This window comes from Bradyrhizobium sp. USDA 372, from assembly GCF_053629095.1.
In genome coordinates, this window is the sequence record NZ_JBRJHR010000001.1 from 1996671 (window position 1) to 2014490 (window position 17820).

The following is a 17820-nucleotide window of genomic DNA, read 5'->3' on the forward strand; positions in this document are numbered from 1 at the left end:
CTTCTTGAAGTTCCTTTTGCTTTCTCCTGAAGGCTAATGTATTTTGTGATGACATGAAACAAAAATCTTTGACCGCGAAATCCGCCGTGGAAAAAGCGGCGCCGAGCCGGCTCCAGCGCGAACTATCGGCCGGGATCATGGACCTGATCCGGAGCGAAGGGCTCGCGCCCGGCACGCGCCTAGCCGAAGTCGCGCTTGCCGAGCGCCTGCAGGTCTCGCGCACGCCTGTGCGCGCCGCGCTGAAGCTGCTCGCGCGGCGCAAGCTCGTGCATGCAGGCGCCAGCCGCGGCTATTTCGTCGCTGAGGCCGCCCCCGCCGCGCACAAGACCCCGCCAAAGCCCAGCCCCGACGATACCGACCGGCTGTTCCTCGCCATCGCGCGCGATCGCCGCGCCGGCCGGCTGCCGGAGGACGTTTCCGAGCGCGACCTCATGCAGCGCTATGACGCGACACGGCCGATCGTGCAGCGCGTACTCAGCAAGCTTGCGGAGGTGGCCGCAGTCCAGCGCAAGCCGGGCCATGGCTGGCGCTTCCAGCCGACGCTCGCCGATACGCAGGCGCGCGACGAGAGCTATCGCTATCGCCTCCTGATCGAGCCGGCCGGCCTGCTCGAGCCGGGCTTCAAGCTCGATCCGGCCTGGGCCGCCGAGATGCGCCGCCGTCATCAGGAGATGCTGGCGATGCCATGGAGCGACACCGCCAGCATCGCGCTCTACGAGATGAACGCGGCCTTCCACGAAGGCCTCGCCGCCGCATCGGGCAACCGCTATCTGCTGGTCGCGGTTCAACAGCAGAACCGGCTACGGCGCTTCGGCAACTACGACTGGACCTTCGGCCACGAGCGCGTGATCGTGAACTGCCGCGAGCATCTCGCCATCCTCGACCAGCTCGAAGCCGGCCAGAACGAGGCCGCAGCTGCGCTCCTGCGCCGGCATCTCGAAGGCGCAGCAAAGCTCAAGCGCAGCCCGGCCAATTCCAACACGCCATCCAAAGCCTCCTGACCTTTGCAAGAGTTGCCATGAACATGAATGCCTTCTCCTCCAACAGCCCCCTCACCCGCGAGGCCATGGAGCCGTTCTGGCTGCCGATGACGCCGAACCGCCAGTTCAAGTCGAAGCCGCGCATCTTCGTCGGCGCCGAGGGCATGCACTACATCACCGACGACAACAGGCGCATTCTCGACGGCATGGCGGGGCTGTGGTGCGTGAACGCAGGACATGCGCAAAGGCGCATCGTCGAAGCGATCCAGGCGCAGGCGGCCAAGCTCGACTTCGTCTCCTCGTTCCAGATGAGCCATCCGGCCGCCTTCGAGCTCGCCCGCCGCATCGCCGAGATCGCGCCCGCCGGGCTCGACCACGTCTTCTTCACCAATTCCGGCTCGGAATCGGTCGACACCGCGCTGAAGATCGCACGCGGCTATCACCGCGCCCGCGGTGAAGCCAGCCGCATCCGCTTCATCTCGCGCGCAAAAGCCTATCACGGCATGGGTTGGGGCGGCCTGTCGGTCAGCGGCATCGTCCGCCACCGCAGGGATTTCGGCCCACTGCTGCCCGAGGTCGATCACCTCCCGCACACGCATAGTCCCGAGCACGCGGCGTTCTCGCGCGGGCAGCCGCAATGGGGCGCGCATCTCGCTGACGAGCTGTCAAAGCTGCTGCAGGTGCACGATCCCTCGACCGTCGCCGCCGTCATCGTCGAGCCCGTGACCGGCTCCGGCGGCGTGCTGCCGCCACCGGTCGGCTATCTCGAGCGGCTGCGCCAGATCTGCGATCAGCACGGCATTCTCCTGATCTTCGACGAGGTGATCACGGGCTTCGGCCGCTTGGGCGCAGCGTTTGGCGCCAACGCCTTCGGCGTGACGCCCGACCTCATCACCTGCGCCAAGGGCATGACCAATGCCGCCGTGCCGATGGGGGGCGTCGTCGTCAGCGGCAAGGTCTATGACGCGCTGATGCAGGGGCCGGACAACGCGATCGAGCTGTTCCACGGCTACACCTATTCGGCCCATCCGCTGGCCTGCGCGGCCGGTCTTGCCGCGCTCGACGTGTATCAGGATCTCGGCCTGTTCGAGCGGGCGCGCCGCCTCGCGCCGGTGTGGGAGAACCATGCGCACGGCTTGCGCGAGCTCCCCCATGTCGTCGACATCCGCAACATCGGGCTCCTAGCCGCGATCGACCTGAAGCCGCGCGAGGGTGCGCCGGGCGCGCGCGGCAGCGAATGCGCCAATCGCTGCTATGAGGATGGCTTCCTGATCCGCGGCAGCGGTGATACGCTGCTGATCTCGCCGCCTCTGATCATCGCCGAGGAACAGATCGCCGATATCTTTGCTGCCATTGGCCACGCATTGACCAGCATCAGCTGACGGCCGCCGTCCTGCATGAGGACGCGCTACCCATGGCGTAGCCGATCGGCTTCTGGTTGTCGTCGAGATAGGAGAAGGGGATCGAGGAGTCGCGGAAGCCGAGCGTGATTGCGCCGGTCTCCTTGACGTTCTTCAGCGTTCCCGTGAGTTCCTATGCCATCGCCGGCCCGGCGGACAACGCGCCAGCAAGCAGACAGAAGCTGATCCGACGGTGTTTCACGAAATTCCCCCTCTTTTGGTGATTGACTAACGATACTTCAGCGACTCGATCTCGAAGGCCTGGCAGGCGATTTGACCCGTACTTTCGCAACCTGCTCCGCACGCCCGCCTGCGGCATGGGCCGGATTATTCCTGCACAATTCGGACCAAAAGAGATTTAGCGAGCGCTGGCTATTCGTCCGGTCCTTGAATGCGACTAATGATAGCGGCAACGCCCATTTGTTGCCCCCGATGGCCGCCAATCCCTTGCGGCCATGCGCCGCGGCGGTGCCTTCCGTAAGCCAGGCGACGCCGCGGCCGGCCAGCGCCATCTCGCATAGCACATCGGACATGTCGCTTTCGATCACCCGCTGGCCGGCGATCGGGGCATTCTCCAGGATGAGATCGACCAGGCGCGCGAAATAGACACCGGGCGAATACATCAGCAGCGGCACCGGATGCGACGCCTTGCCCGGCAGCGATATGCCTCCCTTGCCGGCCAGCGCCTCGCTGACATAGGGCCGCAAATATTCGGTGCCGAGGCTCACGCGCTCGTAGCGGTCCGGATCGAGATGGATCGGCTGCTGGGCGTGGTGATAGCAGATCATCAGGTCCGCGTTGCCCGACACCAACGAGGTGACGAGATCGTGGATGTTGCCGACCACGACCGAACAGCTCATGCGCCGCTCGGCGGACCAGGCCTGCCACCACTGCGGCAGCTGCGCCGTCGCCATCGCGAACGGCAGTGCGATCCTGATGTGCTCATGCGAGCGCAGCGGCTTGCCGCCAAGCTCGTCGCGGCTATCGAGCATTTGCCGCAGCAATTCGCCGGCATGCTCGCGAAAGCGCTCGCCTTGCGGCGTCAATTGCGTCGGATAGACGCTGCGATCGATCAGATCGAAGCCGAGCCAGGCCTCCAGCGACTTGATGCGGCGGCTGAACGCCGCCTGCGACGTGTTCCGCCGCTCGGCCGCACGGGTGAAGTTGCCGGTCTCGGCCACCATCAGAAAATCCTGCAGCCAGCGCAGTTCCATCACGCGACCTGTCTTGATGCGGGACGCTGCGGCAGATCCCCCGCGATACCCTGCTCCCGACGGCGCGGGACGGCGCGCGTCGACCGGCATTGCTTGCTGCCACGGTATTGGTTGCCCCATGGCGCGCAACCTAGCGAAGCGGCATATGGCCTGACCAATGCAAGCCTTGCATCAGGGCCTTCCGACGCCGATCCCCGCCCAATTCGCTTCAAATCCCGGCCTTTCATGCGCCGATCCGCATTCGCCCGATAGCGCCCGACTGCTCCCAGCGTGCTACGGCGGGGCCAATCATGCAAGTTTTGCATGATGCAGACATGGCATCGCCGGCGGCGATCAGGCCGCCCTAGATTGGCGGCCGCAACGCCACTCCTCGTCCCGATCGGCGCTCTTGCCGCATCGGGCGGCAGCCCAGAATGAGTCCTGCCATGAAAATCTGTGTCCTCGGCGCCGGCGTCATCGGACTGACGACGGCAATGGTGCCTCAGCGAGGCCGGACATGACGTGATCATTGTCGACCGCCATGCCGAGACCGGCGCCGATGCCAGCGCAGCCAACGGCGGCCAGCTGTCCTATGCCTTCGTGACCCCGCTGGCATCGCCTGCAACACTGTTGAAGCTGCCCTCGCTGCTGATCGCCAGAGGCTCGCCGATGCGTATTCGCCCCGGCCTCGATCCGCAGCTGATATCCTGGGGCGTGCGCTTCCTGCTCGCCTGCCGCTCGGCCGCCGTGCGCGACACCGTTGCCGCGCAGCTCGCGCTTGCCGCCATCAGCCGGGACGAATTGACACGCCTGTCGCAGACGCTCGATCTCGCGTTTGGATTGCGAACCGCCGGCAAGCTGGTGCTGTTCCGATCGCCCAGCGAATTCGACGCCGCGCGAAGCGCCGTCACCGGCGAGGCCGGCGCTGATCATGCGCAGCAGGTGCTCACGCCGGCCGAGTGCCTCGCACTGGAGCCCGCGCTCAAGCTCGGAGCACGCGAACTCGCCGGCGGCATTTTCACCGCCTCCGAACAGGTCGGCAATTGCGCCGCGTTCTGCGCCGCGCTTGCCGACCGGCTGACGCAGCGAAACAATGTCGAGTGGCTGCTCGACACGCCTGTGACCGGACCGGTCCGGTCCGGCGGCCGTCTCGTTGGCGTGGACACCGCCAAGGGGCGCGTGCAAGCCGACCGCTTCGTTCTCTGCATGGGAGCATCCTCGAGCGCCTTTGCAAGAGCTTGCGGATTCTACCTGCCGATCTACCCGGTCAAGGGCTACAGCATCACGCTGCAGCCCGCGCGCGACGCCAGCGCGCTTCGCCACAGCGTCACCGACTTCGAACGCAAGCTGGTGTTCGCGCCGCTCGCGCGCGACCAAGGCACGGCGATCCGGGTTGCCGGGATCGCCGATCTCGACGGCAATGATGCAAGCCTCGATCCGGGCCGTCTCGACATCCTGCGCCGCGCGGCGGCGGAAATGCTGGGGATGGCGACTGGCGGCGACGTCGAGCCATGGTGCGGGCTACGCCCCATGACGCCCGATAGCCGGCCGATCATCGGGTGGTCGCCGCTCTCCGGGCTGTTCATCAATTCGGGCCACGGCATGCTCGGCTGGACGCTGGCCTGCGGCAGCGCCCGCCTCACCGCTGACCTGATCGACGGCAAGCCGGCAGCGATCGAAGCCGGCGCGTTTGCGGTGCGGCGCGCGGCGTGAAGGTTCTGTGAGATACGTTTTCCTTTGTCGCCGAGATCCCAGAACAGGTCCGCCATGAGCGCAAGGGTCGGCTGTTGGCGAGGAAGAACTTCTTGGGTGCCCGGCAGACGCTCCTCCAATGCAAATTTTGCATTGGCTGGCCGGGAGAACGCGAACTAGCCTGCTGCGCGCATGACGGAGACTTTTCAGATGAAATGCCTGCCTGCCCTTCTTGCCGCCATTTGCTTTGGTCTCGTCCCGACTGCCGCTGCGTTCGCCGCCGACACGGCCGATCTCCTCATCAGCGGAGGGACGATCTACACCGGCGCCGACGAGGCGCCGTTCGTCGGCGACGTCGCGGTGAGCGGCGACAAGATCGTCTATGTCGGCCCGCATGCCGGCGCGCCGGCGGCAAAGGCCAGCATCGACGCACAGGGCATGATCGTCGCGCCCGGGTTCATCGACGTCCACACCCATCCCGAAAGCTATATTCGCTCGGGCGATGCGGCCAAGCGGCTGAATGCGCCATGGCTGACGCAGGGCGTTTCGACCATCTTCATCGGCGTCGACGGCAGGGGTACGCCCAACGTCGCGGCCGATCAGGCCGAGCTCGAGGCGCAAAAGGTCGGCACCAACATCGTCAGCTATGTCGGCTTCGGTGCGGTTCGCGAGGCGGTGCTGGGCCATGATGCCCGCGCGCCTTCGCCTGATGAACTGGAACGCATGAAGGCGCTGGTTGCCAAAGCGATGTGCGAGGGCGCCATCGGCCTTTCCGCCGGGCTGTTCTACGCGCCGCAGAGTTTTGCCAGGACCGACGAAGTGGTGGCGGTGGCGAAGGAAGCCGCGCGCCGCGGCGGCATCTACGACACCCACCAGCGCGACGAGAGCTCGTATTCCATTGGTCTGATGAACTCCGCGAAGGAGGTGCTCCAGATTGGCCGTGAGGCGGAGATGCCGGTGCATTTTGCGCATCTGAAGGCGCTCGGCGTCGACCTGCAGGGCCAGGTGCCGGAGGTGATCGGCCTGATCGAGGCGGCGCGCGCGGCGGGCCAGAAGGTGACGGCGGATCAATATCCGTGGCTGGCGTCGAGCACGAGCCTCGATGCGGCGCTGGTGCCGCGCTGGGCGGTCGATGGCGGCTATGCGGCGATGATCAAACGTTTCGACGATGCGCCACAGATGGCGAAAATCCGCGGCGAGATGATCGAGAATTTGCGCCGCCGCGGCGGCCCGGACTCGATCCTGCTGACCAGCGTCGATCGGGAATGGACGGGAAAGCGGCTGTCGGAAATGGCCGAGGCGTGGAAGGTCGAGCCGGTCGACGCCGCGGTGCGCATCCTGCGCGCCAACCCGCGCGACTCGATCGCTTCCTTCAACATGATCGACAGCGATGTCGACCTCGTGATGAAGCAGCCGTGGGTCGTCACCGGCTCCGACGGCACCGACGGCCATCCCCGGCAATTCGCCACCTTTCCGCGCAAATACGCCGTCTACGTCAGGGAGCGCCAGGTCATCGATTTGAAGACGTTCATCCGTCAGTCCACCGGGCTGTCGGCCGACATCTTCAAGCTCGACCGCCGCGGCTATCTGCGGCCGGACTATTTCGCCGATGTCGTGGTGTTCGACCCGGCCCGCTACGCGCCGAAGGCGGATTATGTGCGCCCGCGCGAGCTAACCGTCGGTGTGCAGACGCTGTTGGTCAACGGCGCGCCGGCGATCCAGGACGGCCAACTGACGACGGCGGCCAGCGGCCGCGCGCTCAAGCGCAAGCCGGCGCCGGGGACTTGTCCTTAGAGACCGCCCGAGGGCCTTTCAAATGACGACCTGATTATGAACGTTGTATCAAAGGAGCGCGACCCTCAGAGGTACCGGTCGCTGCGCTGCCTTACGAATGATGCGCCGCCGCTGGCGCTGAGCGTAGACCGTCGCGTCGATCAGGATCTCGGCATGTGGCACTTCGACCATGCCGCGGCCGCCATCGGCATCTAGCCGATACGGATGATCGTCAGCGATAGCGAGCATTCGTGCAACGCGCGTCCGAGCTCGGGCCTGACCACGTGACATCATAGCGCCGCCACCGTTGCAAAGCCGTGCTCTGCGGCCTCGAGCGCGGCGGCGATGTCGGCCTCGGTATGGGCGGCGCAGAGGAACATGTTGTGCTTGGGGTGGAAGTAGACACCCCTTGCGAGCATCGCGCTGCAGAAGGCCGAACCTTTCCGGTAGTCCGGGTCCGCTTCAAACAAAAGCGTCGGCATTTGCACCGGTCCCGATTGACGGATCGAAAGACCGAACTGACGGGAACGCGTGTCGAGGCCATCGCGCAGCGTTTGCCCAAGCTGCGCGAGGCGGGTCGGAACATCGTCCCTGCGCACGATCTTCAATGTCGCGACGGCAGCAGCCATGGCGACGGCGCCGGCCCAGAATGAGCCCGTGACGAAGACCTGGGACGCGGCACGGCGCAGCCAATCGGCTCCGGTCACAGCCGCCAGGGCATGACCGTTGGCGATCGCCTTGCTCCAGGCCGACAAGTCGGGCCGAACACCAAGGCCTTCCCAGCTACCCGCGGCATTCAGGCGGAAGCCGGCGCGAACTTCGTCGATGAGCAGCGCGGCCCCCTTGCTGTCGCAGATGCGACGCGCCGCACGCGCGAACTCTGCGGTGGGAAGTTCCTGGTCGCACCCGAGATCGTGGCGGAACGCCGAAATCAGGATTCCGGCAAGATCATCGCCCGCCGCCCTGGCCGCCGCCTCGAGGCTCTCGACGTCGTTGAACGTGAAATATCCGAGATGGGCGCGATCCTCCGCGGTCACGCCGAGAAGCGACGGCGAGCACCACGGCACGGCACCATGATAGGCGCCCTTGGCGACGAGGATCTTTCGTCGACCCGTTGCAAGCCCTTGCGATCGTGACGCACGTCGTCGTCGCATCGGTGCCGTTCTTCTGAAACTGCGTCCAATCGGCATGTCCCACCATATCGACGACAAGCTCGGCCAACTCGACCATGACTTCGGCCGGACCATTGAGGCAGTCGCCGTCGCGCCGCTGACGCTCGGCGGCTTCCTCCACCTCGGGATGGTGATGGCCAAGCAGGTTGGGACCCCAGCTGCACATGAAGTCGACGTAGCGATGACCATCGACATCCCAGAGCACGCCGCCCTCGCCGCGGCTGAAGAACTGCGGATACGTCTCCGGCAACTTGGCCGCGTGGAGATGTCCCCACATCCCGCCTGGCACGACCTTCTCGGCCCGCGCCCGCAGGGCAGCATCCCTTGTCCTGATCATCTCCGGCATGCTCTCTCTTCTCCAGCTGATATATCATATATTATGTTGTCGGATACAAGGGAATTGTTGCTTTGCCGGCCCGGACCCGTAGACCTCGTATCAAAGGCTAGGGTCCGGATCCGACCCCGTATCGGCGCGGATTGCCGAAACAGCCCAGACCTTGCGGGGACCGAGAATGGTTGACGTTGAACAGAGACATGGCGAGGGCGCTGTGGGCCCGGTGGCTCGCGACAGCCTGACAAGCCTGGTCTACAACAATCTGCGTCAGGCGCTGATGGAAGGCCGGTTCTGGCCGGGCCATCGCTTCAAGATTCGCGACCTTGCTGCGACCATGAACGTGTCGGAGACGCCCATTCGCGAAGCCCTGATGCAGCTCGTGCGCGGCCGCGCGCTCGAGATGCAGGCGGGACGCTCGATCATGGTCGCCCACATGACCGCCAAGCAGTATATCGAGCTCAGGACCGTCAGGCTGTTTCTCGAGGGACTTGCCGCCGAGCACGCAACCACGCGCATCTCGGACGCCGATATCGACAGGATGGAGGCCACTCACCGCGAGCTGATCAGCGCGGAGAAAGAGCACAGATGGTCCGACGCGGTTCGCGCCAACTGGCAATTCCACCGCGGTCTCTATGATGGATCGGGGCTTCCCGAAGTACTCGCCATCCTCGACGATATCTGGATGCGGAACGGACCCTTGTTGAATTTCCATTATCCGCACGCCCCCCCAACCTATCCAAACGAACATCAGCACCTGTCCGTTCTCAAGAATCTGCGGCAGCGCCGGCCGGACAAGGTTCGCGAGTCGATCCAGGCGGACATGATGGAGGGCGGCCAGAATCTCGTTCGGTTGCTGGAAAAGCATGGCGGCACGCGCTTCATGACACCCGAGACGGCCATCGACGAAGACGTCGATATTGAAGCGACGAAGACACGCGCTGCACCACCTGCCAAGGCAGCACGCGCGAAATCCAGGCGTCGCTGAAAGTTGCTCACGCGGAGCGAGGCGCAGTGAAGCGATCGAGGACGTTGCGGGTGATCCGCTGCGTGTACGGATCGCCGCGCTTCAGCCCCATCACCCATTCGCAGGTCGCGGCTGTCAGCACCTCGCCCTTGCCGCGGGTCATGTGCACCATCATGCCAGAGCCGTATTTGTAGCGGGCCAGACCCTCGGGCGTGACCTCACCGTTGATGCACTCTACCAGACCTTCGTGGTCGCTATTGCGGATGTAATAGCGGAAGCCCTCACCCTGCGGCTCGTCTTCGGCCAGGACGGCCGGCGCCATCGCCAGAATCTGAATGGTCTCGGGCTGCCCCTCGGCCGGGACTGGAAAAGGAAGCCCGTTGCGGAACGTGTAGTCCAGCCCGTCGACCTCGTAGGCAAAGATGTGCTGCTTGTCGCCGAAGATGTCGGCATAGTGCAGCCCTGTGCCGGCAAATGCCCAATGCTCCGGGCGATAGACCGTAAAGCCTCGTTGGCCGTTCGGCGCGAATCCGCCCCAGGACGCGTAGAGGCCGTGCGCACCGTTCACGCCGACCGTCGAGGCGCCGGGCCAACGGACGTTGCGATCTTCCCAGGCAGACGTCATCAGACGCGCGCGGTCCGTGCCGACGATCGGGTCCTTGTGGATGGCTTTGAACTTGTAGCAGACTTGGCGCTTGCCATCGTCCTCGAGCCGGATCTGCCACAGGAAGTTGGCGCCGAAGCGCGCGAGCCGCCCGCCGCCCTCCACATAGCGCTCGATCGCCTCGCGCATCTCCCATGTCCAGTACTCGTCATGGCCGATGATGGTGATGCAAGGATAGGCCTCGAGCAGCTCGGGCCGGTAGTGAAGATCGGTCTGGGTGATCATGTCGAGGGCATAGCCTTCCTTCTGCGCCCAGAGCACGAAATGCCGATCGAACTGGGCCCAGCCCGCTGCCGCGTAATATTGGCCAAAGCCGTTGGAGAACGCCCACTCCTTCATCTGATAGCGTGGCGCGTCGCCCATCTCGGGCGCGGGATTGGCGCAGATGCGCGGTGCGCCGGGCGGCAGCCAGACCACGCCGCGCGTCCATGGCCGCTGCAGCGACAACACCGGCGACGGCTCGTCCCGCTCAGGACCTTCGACGCCGAAATAATGATTGGCACCGCCGAAATCATTGTAGGCGGTCCAGGTGCCCGTCGGCAGGATCATCAGTATCTTCGCGCGCCGCGTTTTCTCGGTCGGGCGCACGACGAAGAAATGATGCTGGATGAAGCGCGCCCCGTTCGCTCGCTCGCACGACGAGACCACGCGATAAAAGCCCGATCGCAGATCCGGCGGCAACGTCCAGCGATGAGCGACGGGCCAGTTGCAGCCGTTGCGATAGGCATCGGACGGCGTAGCCGCGAACACGCCGTCAAGCGCATCGACCTCATGCACCATCTCGGGCTCGAGACCGTCGCGATAGATCTGCAACCGCCAGGCCTTTGCGGTCGCGGAGGAGCGAAAGACGACTTCGTCTCCCGGGTCGTAAGACATCGCATCGGTGTAGGTGTAGACTTCCGCGACGGCGGGATCGCCGCGCGGAGCCTCATACCAGGGCTGGCTGGCCCAGTGCTCGTCCGCATGCATCGGGCGCGCCTTCCGGGGAGCGACGTTGAAGGATCCCAATTCCGGCGGGTGAAACTCAGGCTTGTCCGACATGACAGCCTCCCTGGTTCGAGAAGCCATCTCTGACAACGAGATGGTAATTTTGCATGTTGGGCCGAAATCGAGGCCGCAGTCTAGGCTTTGGCAGGCATGACGAACGGCCTTGGATCGAGAAAGCGATTCACGACGTTCAACGTGATGGTGCTGATGTTGTTGTCGTAATTGTTGTGACCCAACGACATGCCGTAGGTGATCGATCCCGTCGCAAAGACGGCGCCGCCATGGGCGGTCTCGAAGAACACCATGTCGGCGCGCACCAGCGCATTCTGCGTGCCGTCGAGTCCGTCGACCACGGTGCGAAACTCCTCCGGCGTGGGCAGCGCGCCCGCGCCCAATCCTTCCGACGTCGCGATCCGCAGCGCATGCGGCGGCGTTCCGAGCTCAAGATCGTACCGGTCGATCTCGCTGCCGACGGCACCATTGTAGCGAAATCCAAAATCACCGAACTTCTCGTGACGGCCCGTGCCCTCGAAGATGAACGCGACGCGCGCATCGTCGCTTTCGGCGGTGCGCAGATAGTAGCCGCAGGTATCGTTGATCATGGCCGAGAACCCGACGCCGACCAGCTTTTGCGGCGCAAAGCCCGAATGCCGCCACAGCGAGCCCGGCTCGCCGGTGCCGGCAAGATGCACTTCGCCCGGCTCCGATTCCCAGGTGCGCGTTCCGGCCATGCCGCGGCGAACTTCCAGCGCGGCGGGCGCGGCCGGATGAAAGCCGCAGCGCCAATAGAATGCGTTGCCTCCCATCGAGATATGCCGCCCGCCCGCATTCTGATAAGCCATGATCGCGTTCATCATGTTGAAGCTGTAATATTCGGGATGGGTCGGCGTCATCATGACCCGGTAAGGGGCGAGCGCCCGCGTTCCTTCCCGGTCAAGCTCGACATCCGTGATCAGATCGTAGGCGATCCCCTTCTCCTCGAGCCAGTCGAGGATGTGGGTGTCGTTGATCAAATTGAACCAGTAGCCGCGCGGACGCATGTTGAGGACGGGCCGCAGCCAGGAGCTGTACGCCCGCCCCGAGCCGTCGACATGGCAATCATAGGTCGACTGGCCGATCTCCGGGTTCTCCTGCATGAAGACGTCATCTTGCGGCAACCACAGAACGTGCTCCATTAGCGTTTCGAAGTGAACCTGATAGAGACGCAGCGCGCTGTTGGCATAAGCCAGATATGTCGCAACCGAAGCGACCAGGACGAGATCCGCGCGTCTGGACGCCTTGCCCGGCGTCACGAAGAAGGTGACGTAGCTTTCGCAGTCCCGGTCGGGATTGTCGCCACCTGACGTCAGCCGGAGCGCATAGACGCCGGATCGCCAGTGGGCCGGCACATCGAGCCTGCAAGTGGTCTGCCACTCGCAATCGTAGATGTCGTCGCTGTGGAAATGAATCGCCGCATATTCCTGCGGCGACAGCCGCCAGTCGTGAACGGAGCCAGACCAGTGAAAGCCGGTGACGCCCCGGCGAGGCAACTGGCGGAGGCTGCCATGCAGGCCGTTCGGCGAAAGATCCTTGATCGACAGCGACGAGATTCCGTTCGAGAAATCCCAGAAGGCGACAAGCCCTGCATCGCTTGCTCCCGTTCGCTGCCGGCCGTCGAATACCCGCAGCGCCTCTGCGTCCAACCGACACGAAAAGACGCGCGGAGCTTCGATCTTGCCGTCAAAGTGCGAGGTATATTGGCGATCACCATTCGCGTGATGGGCCGCGATCAGGAACGCCAGGCCGGAATCGAGCGCGGGCGCTTGCGGCAGCGCGAACGATTTCGAATAGGCAGCGGACGGCCGAACGCCGTCTGCCGGAACGATCAGCGACAAGGAGGCCGATCCCCGCGCAAGGTCAAGCGCGCACGATACGAATACCCAGACGCGCTGCCGTAGCTTGACGTCGAGGGCAAAACGCGCCGGCGTACCGCTCACCTGGCCCAGCACCAGGACCAGTTGCCCCTCCTCGTCGAGCTCGAGCGCATAGCCGCGCGCCGAACGCTCGCACCAATTTCCCATCAAGGCCTTGGCATTGTCCGCGATCCGCGTCGGGTACACATAGGCTCCGAAACACCAATGCGCGCCGGTCGGGACCAGTGCACCGTCGTGGTCAATGACGGCATTGGATCCCGGGCGGATCGGTTGGTCGAGGCAGGCATGCTCACCGTCAATGGGGCTCGTCATTACCTCATATTTGAAGCCCGGGCCGTTGGTGTCGACATCGCCGCAGCGCAGCCTGAGCACCTCGACCTTCACGCTCGGGCGCTTGCTGCTAAGCTGGAATCTGACGGCCTCGCCTGCCGGGACACTGATGCGATCCGGATAGCCGAGATACTCGTTGGTCTTATAGATCACCGGAAATCTCCGCAGGCAGCGTCGTTCCCGTCATCTCTTGCCAGCGCAGCTTGAAGACATGCCACTCCGCTTCAACAAGTGAGGTGAAGACGCGATCATCGACGAAAGGCATCGGATCGCCCCGACGCTTGGGGATGCGCGACAGCCGCCAGGCCTTGCCAGGCTCGAGCACGATCAGAACAAGCCGCCCTTCCGGCTTGCCCCATCGCATCCGCGCCAACAGCTTGCGAAGTTCCGGACTATGCACGCCGAGCGGACTTGCGCGGAACTCCTTGACGAGATCGAGCCTTCCGGGATCGATCACGTAGCGCAGCGCGCCGGGGTCACTGGTGTGATCCATGGTCGGTCCTCACTTACAAGCGCAAAATGGCAGCTAATGCGGTTTAACGTGTCAGCCAAGCCATCCACCGCTCCCGCAGTTCGTTACGATGTTCGCCGATCCAGGCGAAATCGGGCTTGACCAGCTTTTCGTAGTTCTCCGGCGAGGTCGCGTAGAGATTGCGCTCCTCCGGCTTCAACAGCTCGATGGCCGACTTGCTGGCCGTCGCATAGTTGACAGCGCGCATGAACGGCACGTGCGCGTCGGAGCTTGCATAGAAGAAGTCGAGATAGGCCATGGCGGCATTGAGGTCAGGCGCACCCTTGAGAACAGCCATGTAACCGGTGTCGCGAATGGCCTGGTCCCAAGACATCGCAACCGGTACGCCCTCCTTCACAACGGCGAGCGCGCGGCCTGAATAGCTCATGGCCATGACGACCTCGCGGCTGCGCATGATCTGCTGCACCTGGTCGCCTGTCTTCCACCACACCGCGACATTGGGACGGATCTCGTCCAGCTTCTTGTAAGCGCGATTGATGTCCAGCGGGAAAAGCTGCTCCGGCTTGACGCCGTCGGCGAGGAGCGCGGCCACCGGCACCCACCAATCGCTGTCGCCGGTGTCTGGCAGCCCGCGCGGCCCGGGAAACTGCTTGACGTCCCAGAAGTCGGCCCATGTCTTGGGCGCCTTGTTCTTGAACGTTTCGGTATTGTAGGTGATCAGCATGCCGCCGGTCGTGCGAGCAACGCCGTAGGGCTGACAGGCGTCGGAGACGCCGAACTTCTGGACGCTGGGCAGTTTCGCACAGTCGATCTTCTCGAGCATGTCGGTGCGTCCGACCAGGTCGGGACCCGTCGCCGTGACGATGTCGAACTCCACCTTGCCGGTTCGCTGCATCGCCTTGGCGCGCGCCCACTGGTCGGGGACCTCGATCGCGACCGGGACGATTTCGACATTCTTGGCCTTGTTGAAGGGATCGTAGAAATATTTCGCGAGGGTGTTGCCCATCAGGCCACCGGTCGTGGCAATCACCAATTGGTCTTCCAGTTTTTGAGCGGCAGCCGGCAACGCTCCACAAAGAACCAAACCAAGCACGACAGCTGCCGAATTCCACATCCAACCTGTTTTCAGCATCGACGATCTCCTCTCTCTGGTTCTCACTGGCTCGCTATCGGGTGACGCTGCGGGATCGGAGGACATGGGCCCCCAGCAGAATCAAAATGGATAGGACGATCAGCAGTGTCGCGATCGCGGGAATCACCGGCGTCAGGTTCTGCTCGATGTCCTCGAACATTCGGCGCGGCAGCGTCTTCTGGCGCACACCGGACAGAAAGAACGACACCACCGGCTCGTCGAAGGAGATGATGAAGGCAAACAGCGCACTGCTGGCGAGACTCGGCAGGACGAGTGGCAGCGTGACCAGGCGAAAGGCCTGGAAGCGTGTCGCGCCGCAGCTCATGGCGGCCGCCTCCAGATTGGCATCGACCTTTCCCAGGGCGGCGGCCATCGTGAAAACGACGAACGGCAAGGTGAGCACCGTATGCGCCAGCACGAAGCCTGGAACGGTGCCGGAGAGACCGATCGTCTGAAAAAACAGATAGAGGCCGACGGCGAGCGCGATATGCGGCACAATGACCGGCCCGATCAAAAGGATCTGGAAAGCCGTGACCAGCCGGCTGCGGCCGCGGATCATTGCATAGGTCGCGGCTGTGCCGATGACCGACGCGAAAAGAGCGGTCAGCAAGGCGACCTGCACGCTGAGCCAGGTGGCGGCACGCCATTGCCTGCTGTCAAAATATTCCGCGTACCATTTCAGCGTGAAGCCGGACGGCGGAAATGCCAGATAGTCGTTCTGACTGAACGACATTGGAATGACGATGACGAGAGGCACGATGATGAAGGCCAGCACGGCATAGACATAGGCCCCCAGCGCAAGCGATCCGCGGTCGGTCGGCGGTTTCACGAGGCATTCCCCATCAGCCGGTCGAACCGCAGCGTCTTGCTGAAGACGATCGCCAGCAGCGTCACGAATACGGTCAGTACCCCGACCAGCGCCGCAGCGAAGGGCCAATCGAGCACCTCACGGATCTGCTTCGAAACGAGCGTCGAGATCATCATCTCCTGCGGCGAGCCAAGCAGGGCGGGCGTGATGAAGAAGCCGATCGCCGTGAGAAACACGAGCAGCGAACCGGAGACGACGCCCGGCAGACTCAGGGGAAGGATGACTTCCAGAAAGGTCCGCAGGCGCGTCGCGCCGAGCACGGCGGCCGCACGCCCATAGTCGTTCGGAATGCTGCGCAATGCGCCGTAGATCGGCAGGATCATGAACGGCAAGAGCACGTGGGTCATGGCGATGACGACGGCGCTCTGGGTGTAAAGCAGCTTGAACGGCTGTGACGTCAGTCCGAGAGACATCAACGCCGAATTGATCAGCCCGTTGCGCTGGAACAGGAATGACCAGGCGGCGGTGCGTACCAGGACGCTCGACCAGAGCGGCAGGATGACACAGACCGCGACAAGGGCGGCGACCGTTCCCTTCGCCCGGCTCATGTAATAGGCGACCGGGAAGCCGAGGATCACCGACAAGGCGGTCACCAGCGTTGCGGTCCAGAGCGTGCGCATCAGGACGCGCATGTGAACCGGATTTTCGACGACGCGCGCGTAATTATCCAAGGTCGGATGCGGCTCGAGGATGCTGATCACCAGGAGCTGCAGGATCGGATAGACGAAGACGAAGGCGATGATGGCGAAGAACGGCAGGAGCAGCAGCAACGTCGACAGGCCGCTCAGCCGGCGGCCGTCGGAATGCCAGAAATGCGATCGCCTCGCCTCCGTCATCGCCGCTTTCCCCGGTAGAGCAGCATCGCCTCAGTAGGGATAGTGAAGGTCGCAACGTCACCCGGGGCCAAGGAGCTGAGCTGCGAGGCGCCGGGGATTCGCGCGCGCATCTCGGTGCCGTCAGGCAGACGTCCGATCAGAAGCAGGGCTGCCCCGGCATAGACGATGTCGCTCAGCGTCACAGTGATGACTTGCCCGGCGGCATTGGCGCCGAGTTGCAGCCGCTCGGGCCTCACGGCCAGCACCGCCGCCTCGCCGGCTGCAACCGGCTCGACGGCCGCCGTGGCCGGCAGGCGCCATATTTCACCCCAGGGCAGCGCCACAGAGATGCCGTCGCCGACGCTTTGGACGGCAACGTCGACGAAATTCATCTCGCCGATGAAGCCGGCGGTGAAGAGATTCGCGGGCCTTTCGTACAGCTGGCGCGCCGGCCCGATCTGCTGGATCTTGCCATCCCTCAGGACGGCGATCCGGTCGGCCATGGTCAGCGCCTCGCTTTGGTCGTGGGTGACGAAGATGACGGTGATGCCAAGCTCGGCGTGCAATCGCTTGATCTCGAGCTGCATGTCTTCGCGCAGATTCTTGTCGAGCGCACTGAGCGGCTCATCCATCAGGAGGACGCGCGGCTGATAGACGATCGCACGCGCGAGCGCCACGCGCTGCTGCTGACCGCCGGAAAGCTCATTCGGACGACGGTGGCCATAGCCTGCCAGACGCACGGTTGCGAGCGCGGCTTCGGCGCGCGCGTGACGTTCAGCCGTCCGGAGACCGCGCATCTTCAAGGGAAAGGCGACATTGTCGAGAATCGACATGTGCGGGAACAGCGTATAGTTCTGGAACACCATTCCCAGATTGCGTCTGTTCGAAGGAACATAGGTCAGGTCTTCGGAATCGACGTGAATGGTGCCGCTGGTCGGGAATTCGAATCCCGCAACGCTCATCAGGATCGTCGTCTTTCCGGAGCCGCTGGGTCCGAGCAGGGCGATGAACTCACCGGCAGCAATATCGATATCGACGCCATCGACGGCGGACACGGCACCGAAGCGCTTCTCCAAGCGACTGATGCGGATCGATGCGCCCGACGCCGATTCCCTGGCCGATGCAATATTC

12 protein-coding genes and 4 pseudogenes are annotated in these 17820 nt (G+C 64.0%); 6 read left to right on the top strand and 10 right to left on the bottom strand.

Translation table 11 applies throughout. From position 1 onward, the window contains the following. Positions 1–53 precede the first annotated feature (53 nt). Together AB7M16_RS09755 and AB7M16_RS09760 are read left to right on the top strand one after the other, a co-directional pair. Entirely contained in the window at positions 54–1001 is a 948-nt protein-coding gene (locus tag AB7M16_RS09755) for a GntR family transcriptional regulator (RefSeq protein ID WP_260380196.1), read from the top strand. Between the two features lie 17 nt (positions 1002–1018). Beyond that, positions 1019–2362: an aminotransferase class III-fold pyridoxal phosphate-dependent enzyme gene (locus AB7M16_RS09760; protein WP_453943768.1), complete on the top strand. Its 1344-nt coding sequence runs from the start codon at positions 1019–1021 to the stop codon at positions 2360–2362. Between the two features lie 31 nt (positions 2363–2393). On the opposite strand, the pseudogene AB7M16_RS09765 reads toward AB7M16_RS09760, so the two are convergent. Both AB7M16_RS09765 and AB7M16_RS09770 read right to left on the bottom strand, forming a co-directional pair. Beyond that, positions 2394–2522, bottom strand: a pseudogene (locus AB7M16_RS09765) (amino acid ABC transporter substrate-binding protein); the annotation flags it as partial. Between the two features lie 97 nt (positions 2523–2619). Then, positions 2620–3594, bottom strand: coding sequence for a LysR family transcriptional regulator (locus tag AB7M16_RS09770; protein ID WP_172785683.1), 975 nt, complete (start codon positions 3592–3594; stop codon positions 2620–2622). A gap of 486 nt (positions 3595–4080) precedes the next feature. Here AB7M16_RS09770 and AB7M16_RS09775 point away from each other — a divergent pair. From AB7M16_RS09775 to AB7M16_RS09785, 3 genes and pseudogenes are all read left to right on the top strand, one after another. Then, positions 4081–5286, top strand: a pseudogene (locus AB7M16_RS09775) (FAD-dependent oxidoreductase); the annotation flags it as partial. Positions 5287–5475: 189 nt separating this feature from the next. Next, positions 5476–7059 (top strand): N-acyl-D-amino-acid deacylase family protein, encoded by a 1584-nt coding sequence (locus AB7M16_RS09780; RefSeq protein ID WP_453943769.1) that lies wholly within the window; start codon positions 5476–5478, stop codon positions 7057–7059. A 36-nt stretch (positions 7060–7095) separates the two neighbouring features. Continuing rightward, the gene (locus AB7M16_RS09785; RefSeq protein WP_172785636.1) at positions 7096–7254 is read left to right on the top strand and encodes a hypothetical protein; all 159 of its coding nucleotides are present in this window, start codon (positions 7096–7098) and stop codon (positions 7252–7254) included. A gap of 74 nt (positions 7255–7328) precedes the next feature. Here AB7M16_RS09785 and AB7M16_RS09790 read toward each other — a convergent pair. Further along, positions 7329–8415: pseudogene (locus AB7M16_RS09790) on the bottom strand (aminotransferase class III-fold pyridoxal phosphate-dependent enzyme). Between the two features lie 307 nt (positions 8416–8722). Here AB7M16_RS09790 and AB7M16_RS09795 point away from each other — a divergent pair. Continuing rightward, a pseudogene (locus AB7M16_RS09795) lies at positions 8723–9427 on the top strand (GntR family transcriptional regulator); the annotation flags it as partial. A 109-nt stretch (positions 9428–9536) separates the two neighbouring features. On the opposite strand, the gene AB7M16_RS09800 reads toward AB7M16_RS09795, so the two are convergent. The 7 genes from AB7M16_RS09800 to AB7M16_RS09830 form a co-directional block, all read right to left on the bottom strand. Further along, positions 9537–11213: a N,N-dimethylformamidase beta subunit family domain-containing protein gene (locus tag AB7M16_RS09800; RefSeq protein ID WP_453943770.1), complete on the bottom strand. Its 1677-nt coding sequence runs from the start codon at positions 11211–11213 to the stop codon at positions 9537–9539. An 80-nt stretch (positions 11214–11293) separates the two neighbouring features. Then, positions 11294–13555, bottom strand: a complete 2262-nt coding sequence (locus AB7M16_RS09805) for a N,N-dimethylformamidase beta subunit family domain-containing protein (protein WP_453943771.1) — start codon at positions 13553–13555, stop codon at positions 11294–11296. Further along, on the bottom strand, positions 13545–13895 hold the full coding sequence (locus AB7M16_RS09810; RefSeq protein WP_172785639.1) for a hypothetical protein: 351 nt from the start codon (positions 13893–13895) through the stop codon (positions 13545–13547). Before AB7M16_RS09810 ends, AB7M16_RS09805 begins: the two co-directional genes overlap by 11 nt. Before the next feature lie 43 nt (positions 13896–13938). After that, complete coding sequence (locus AB7M16_RS09815; protein ID WP_373569538.1) at positions 13939–14988, bottom strand: ABC transporter substrate-binding protein; 1050 nt, start codon at positions 14986–14988, stop codon at positions 13939–13941. 52 nt (positions 14989–15040) lie between these two features. Further along, positions 15041–15835, bottom strand: a complete 795-nt coding sequence (locus tag AB7M16_RS09820) for an ABC transporter permease (protein ID WP_172785641.1) — start codon at positions 15833–15835, stop codon at positions 15041–15043. Then, positions 15832–16710, bottom strand: a complete 879-nt coding sequence (locus AB7M16_RS09825; protein ID WP_246570736.1) for an ABC transporter permease — start codon at positions 16708–16710, stop codon at positions 15832–15834. The genes AB7M16_RS09820 and AB7M16_RS09825 overlap by 4 nt, the downstream gene beginning before the upstream one ends. Continuing rightward, positions 16707–17816, bottom strand: coding sequence for an ABC transporter ATP-binding protein (locus tag AB7M16_RS09830; RefSeq protein ID WP_453947149.1), 1110 nt, complete (start codon positions 17814–17816; stop codon positions 16707–16709). Before AB7M16_RS09830 ends, AB7M16_RS09825 begins: the two co-directional genes overlap by 4 nt. Positions 17817–17820 lie beyond the last annotated feature (4 nt).

Bases quoted from the DNA above. Each gene is read 5' to 3' on its own strand.
- AB7M16_RS09770 (WP_172785683.1), bottom strand. From the start codon at position 3,594: ATGGAACTGCGCTGGCTGCAGGATTTTCTGATGGTGGCCGAGACCGGC.
- AB7M16_RS09785 (WP_172785636.1), top strand. From the start codon at position 7,096: ATGAACGTTGTATCAAAGGAGCGCGACCCTCAGAGGTACCGGTCGCTG.
- AB7M16_RS09825 (WP_246570736.1), bottom strand. From the start codon at position 16,710: ATGACGGAGGCGAGGCGATCGCATTTCTGGCATTCCGACGGCCGCCGG.
- AB7M16_RS09800 (WP_453943770.1), bottom strand. From the start codon at position 11,213: ATGTCGGACAAGCCTGAGTTTCACCCGCCGGAATTGGGATCCTTCAAC.
- AB7M16_RS09760 (WP_453943768.1), top strand. From the start codon at position 1,019: ATGAACATGAATGCCTTCTCCTCCAACAGCCCCCTCACCCGCGAGGCC.
- AB7M16_RS09815 (WP_373569538.1), bottom strand. From the start codon at position 14,988: ATGTGGAATTCGGCAGCTGTCGTGCTTGGTTTGGTTCTTTGTGGAGCG.
- AB7M16_RS09755 (WP_260380196.1), top strand. From the start codon at position 54: ATGAAACAAAAATCTTTGACCGCGAAATCCGCCGTGGAAAAAGCGGCG.
- AB7M16_RS09780 (WP_453943769.1), top strand. From the start codon at position 5,476: ATGAAATGCCTGCCTGCCCTTCTTGCCGCCATTTGCTTTGGTCTCGTC.
- AB7M16_RS09810 (WP_172785639.1), bottom strand. From the start codon at position 13,895: ATGGATCACACCAGTGACCCCGGCGCGCTGCGCTACGTGATCGATCCC.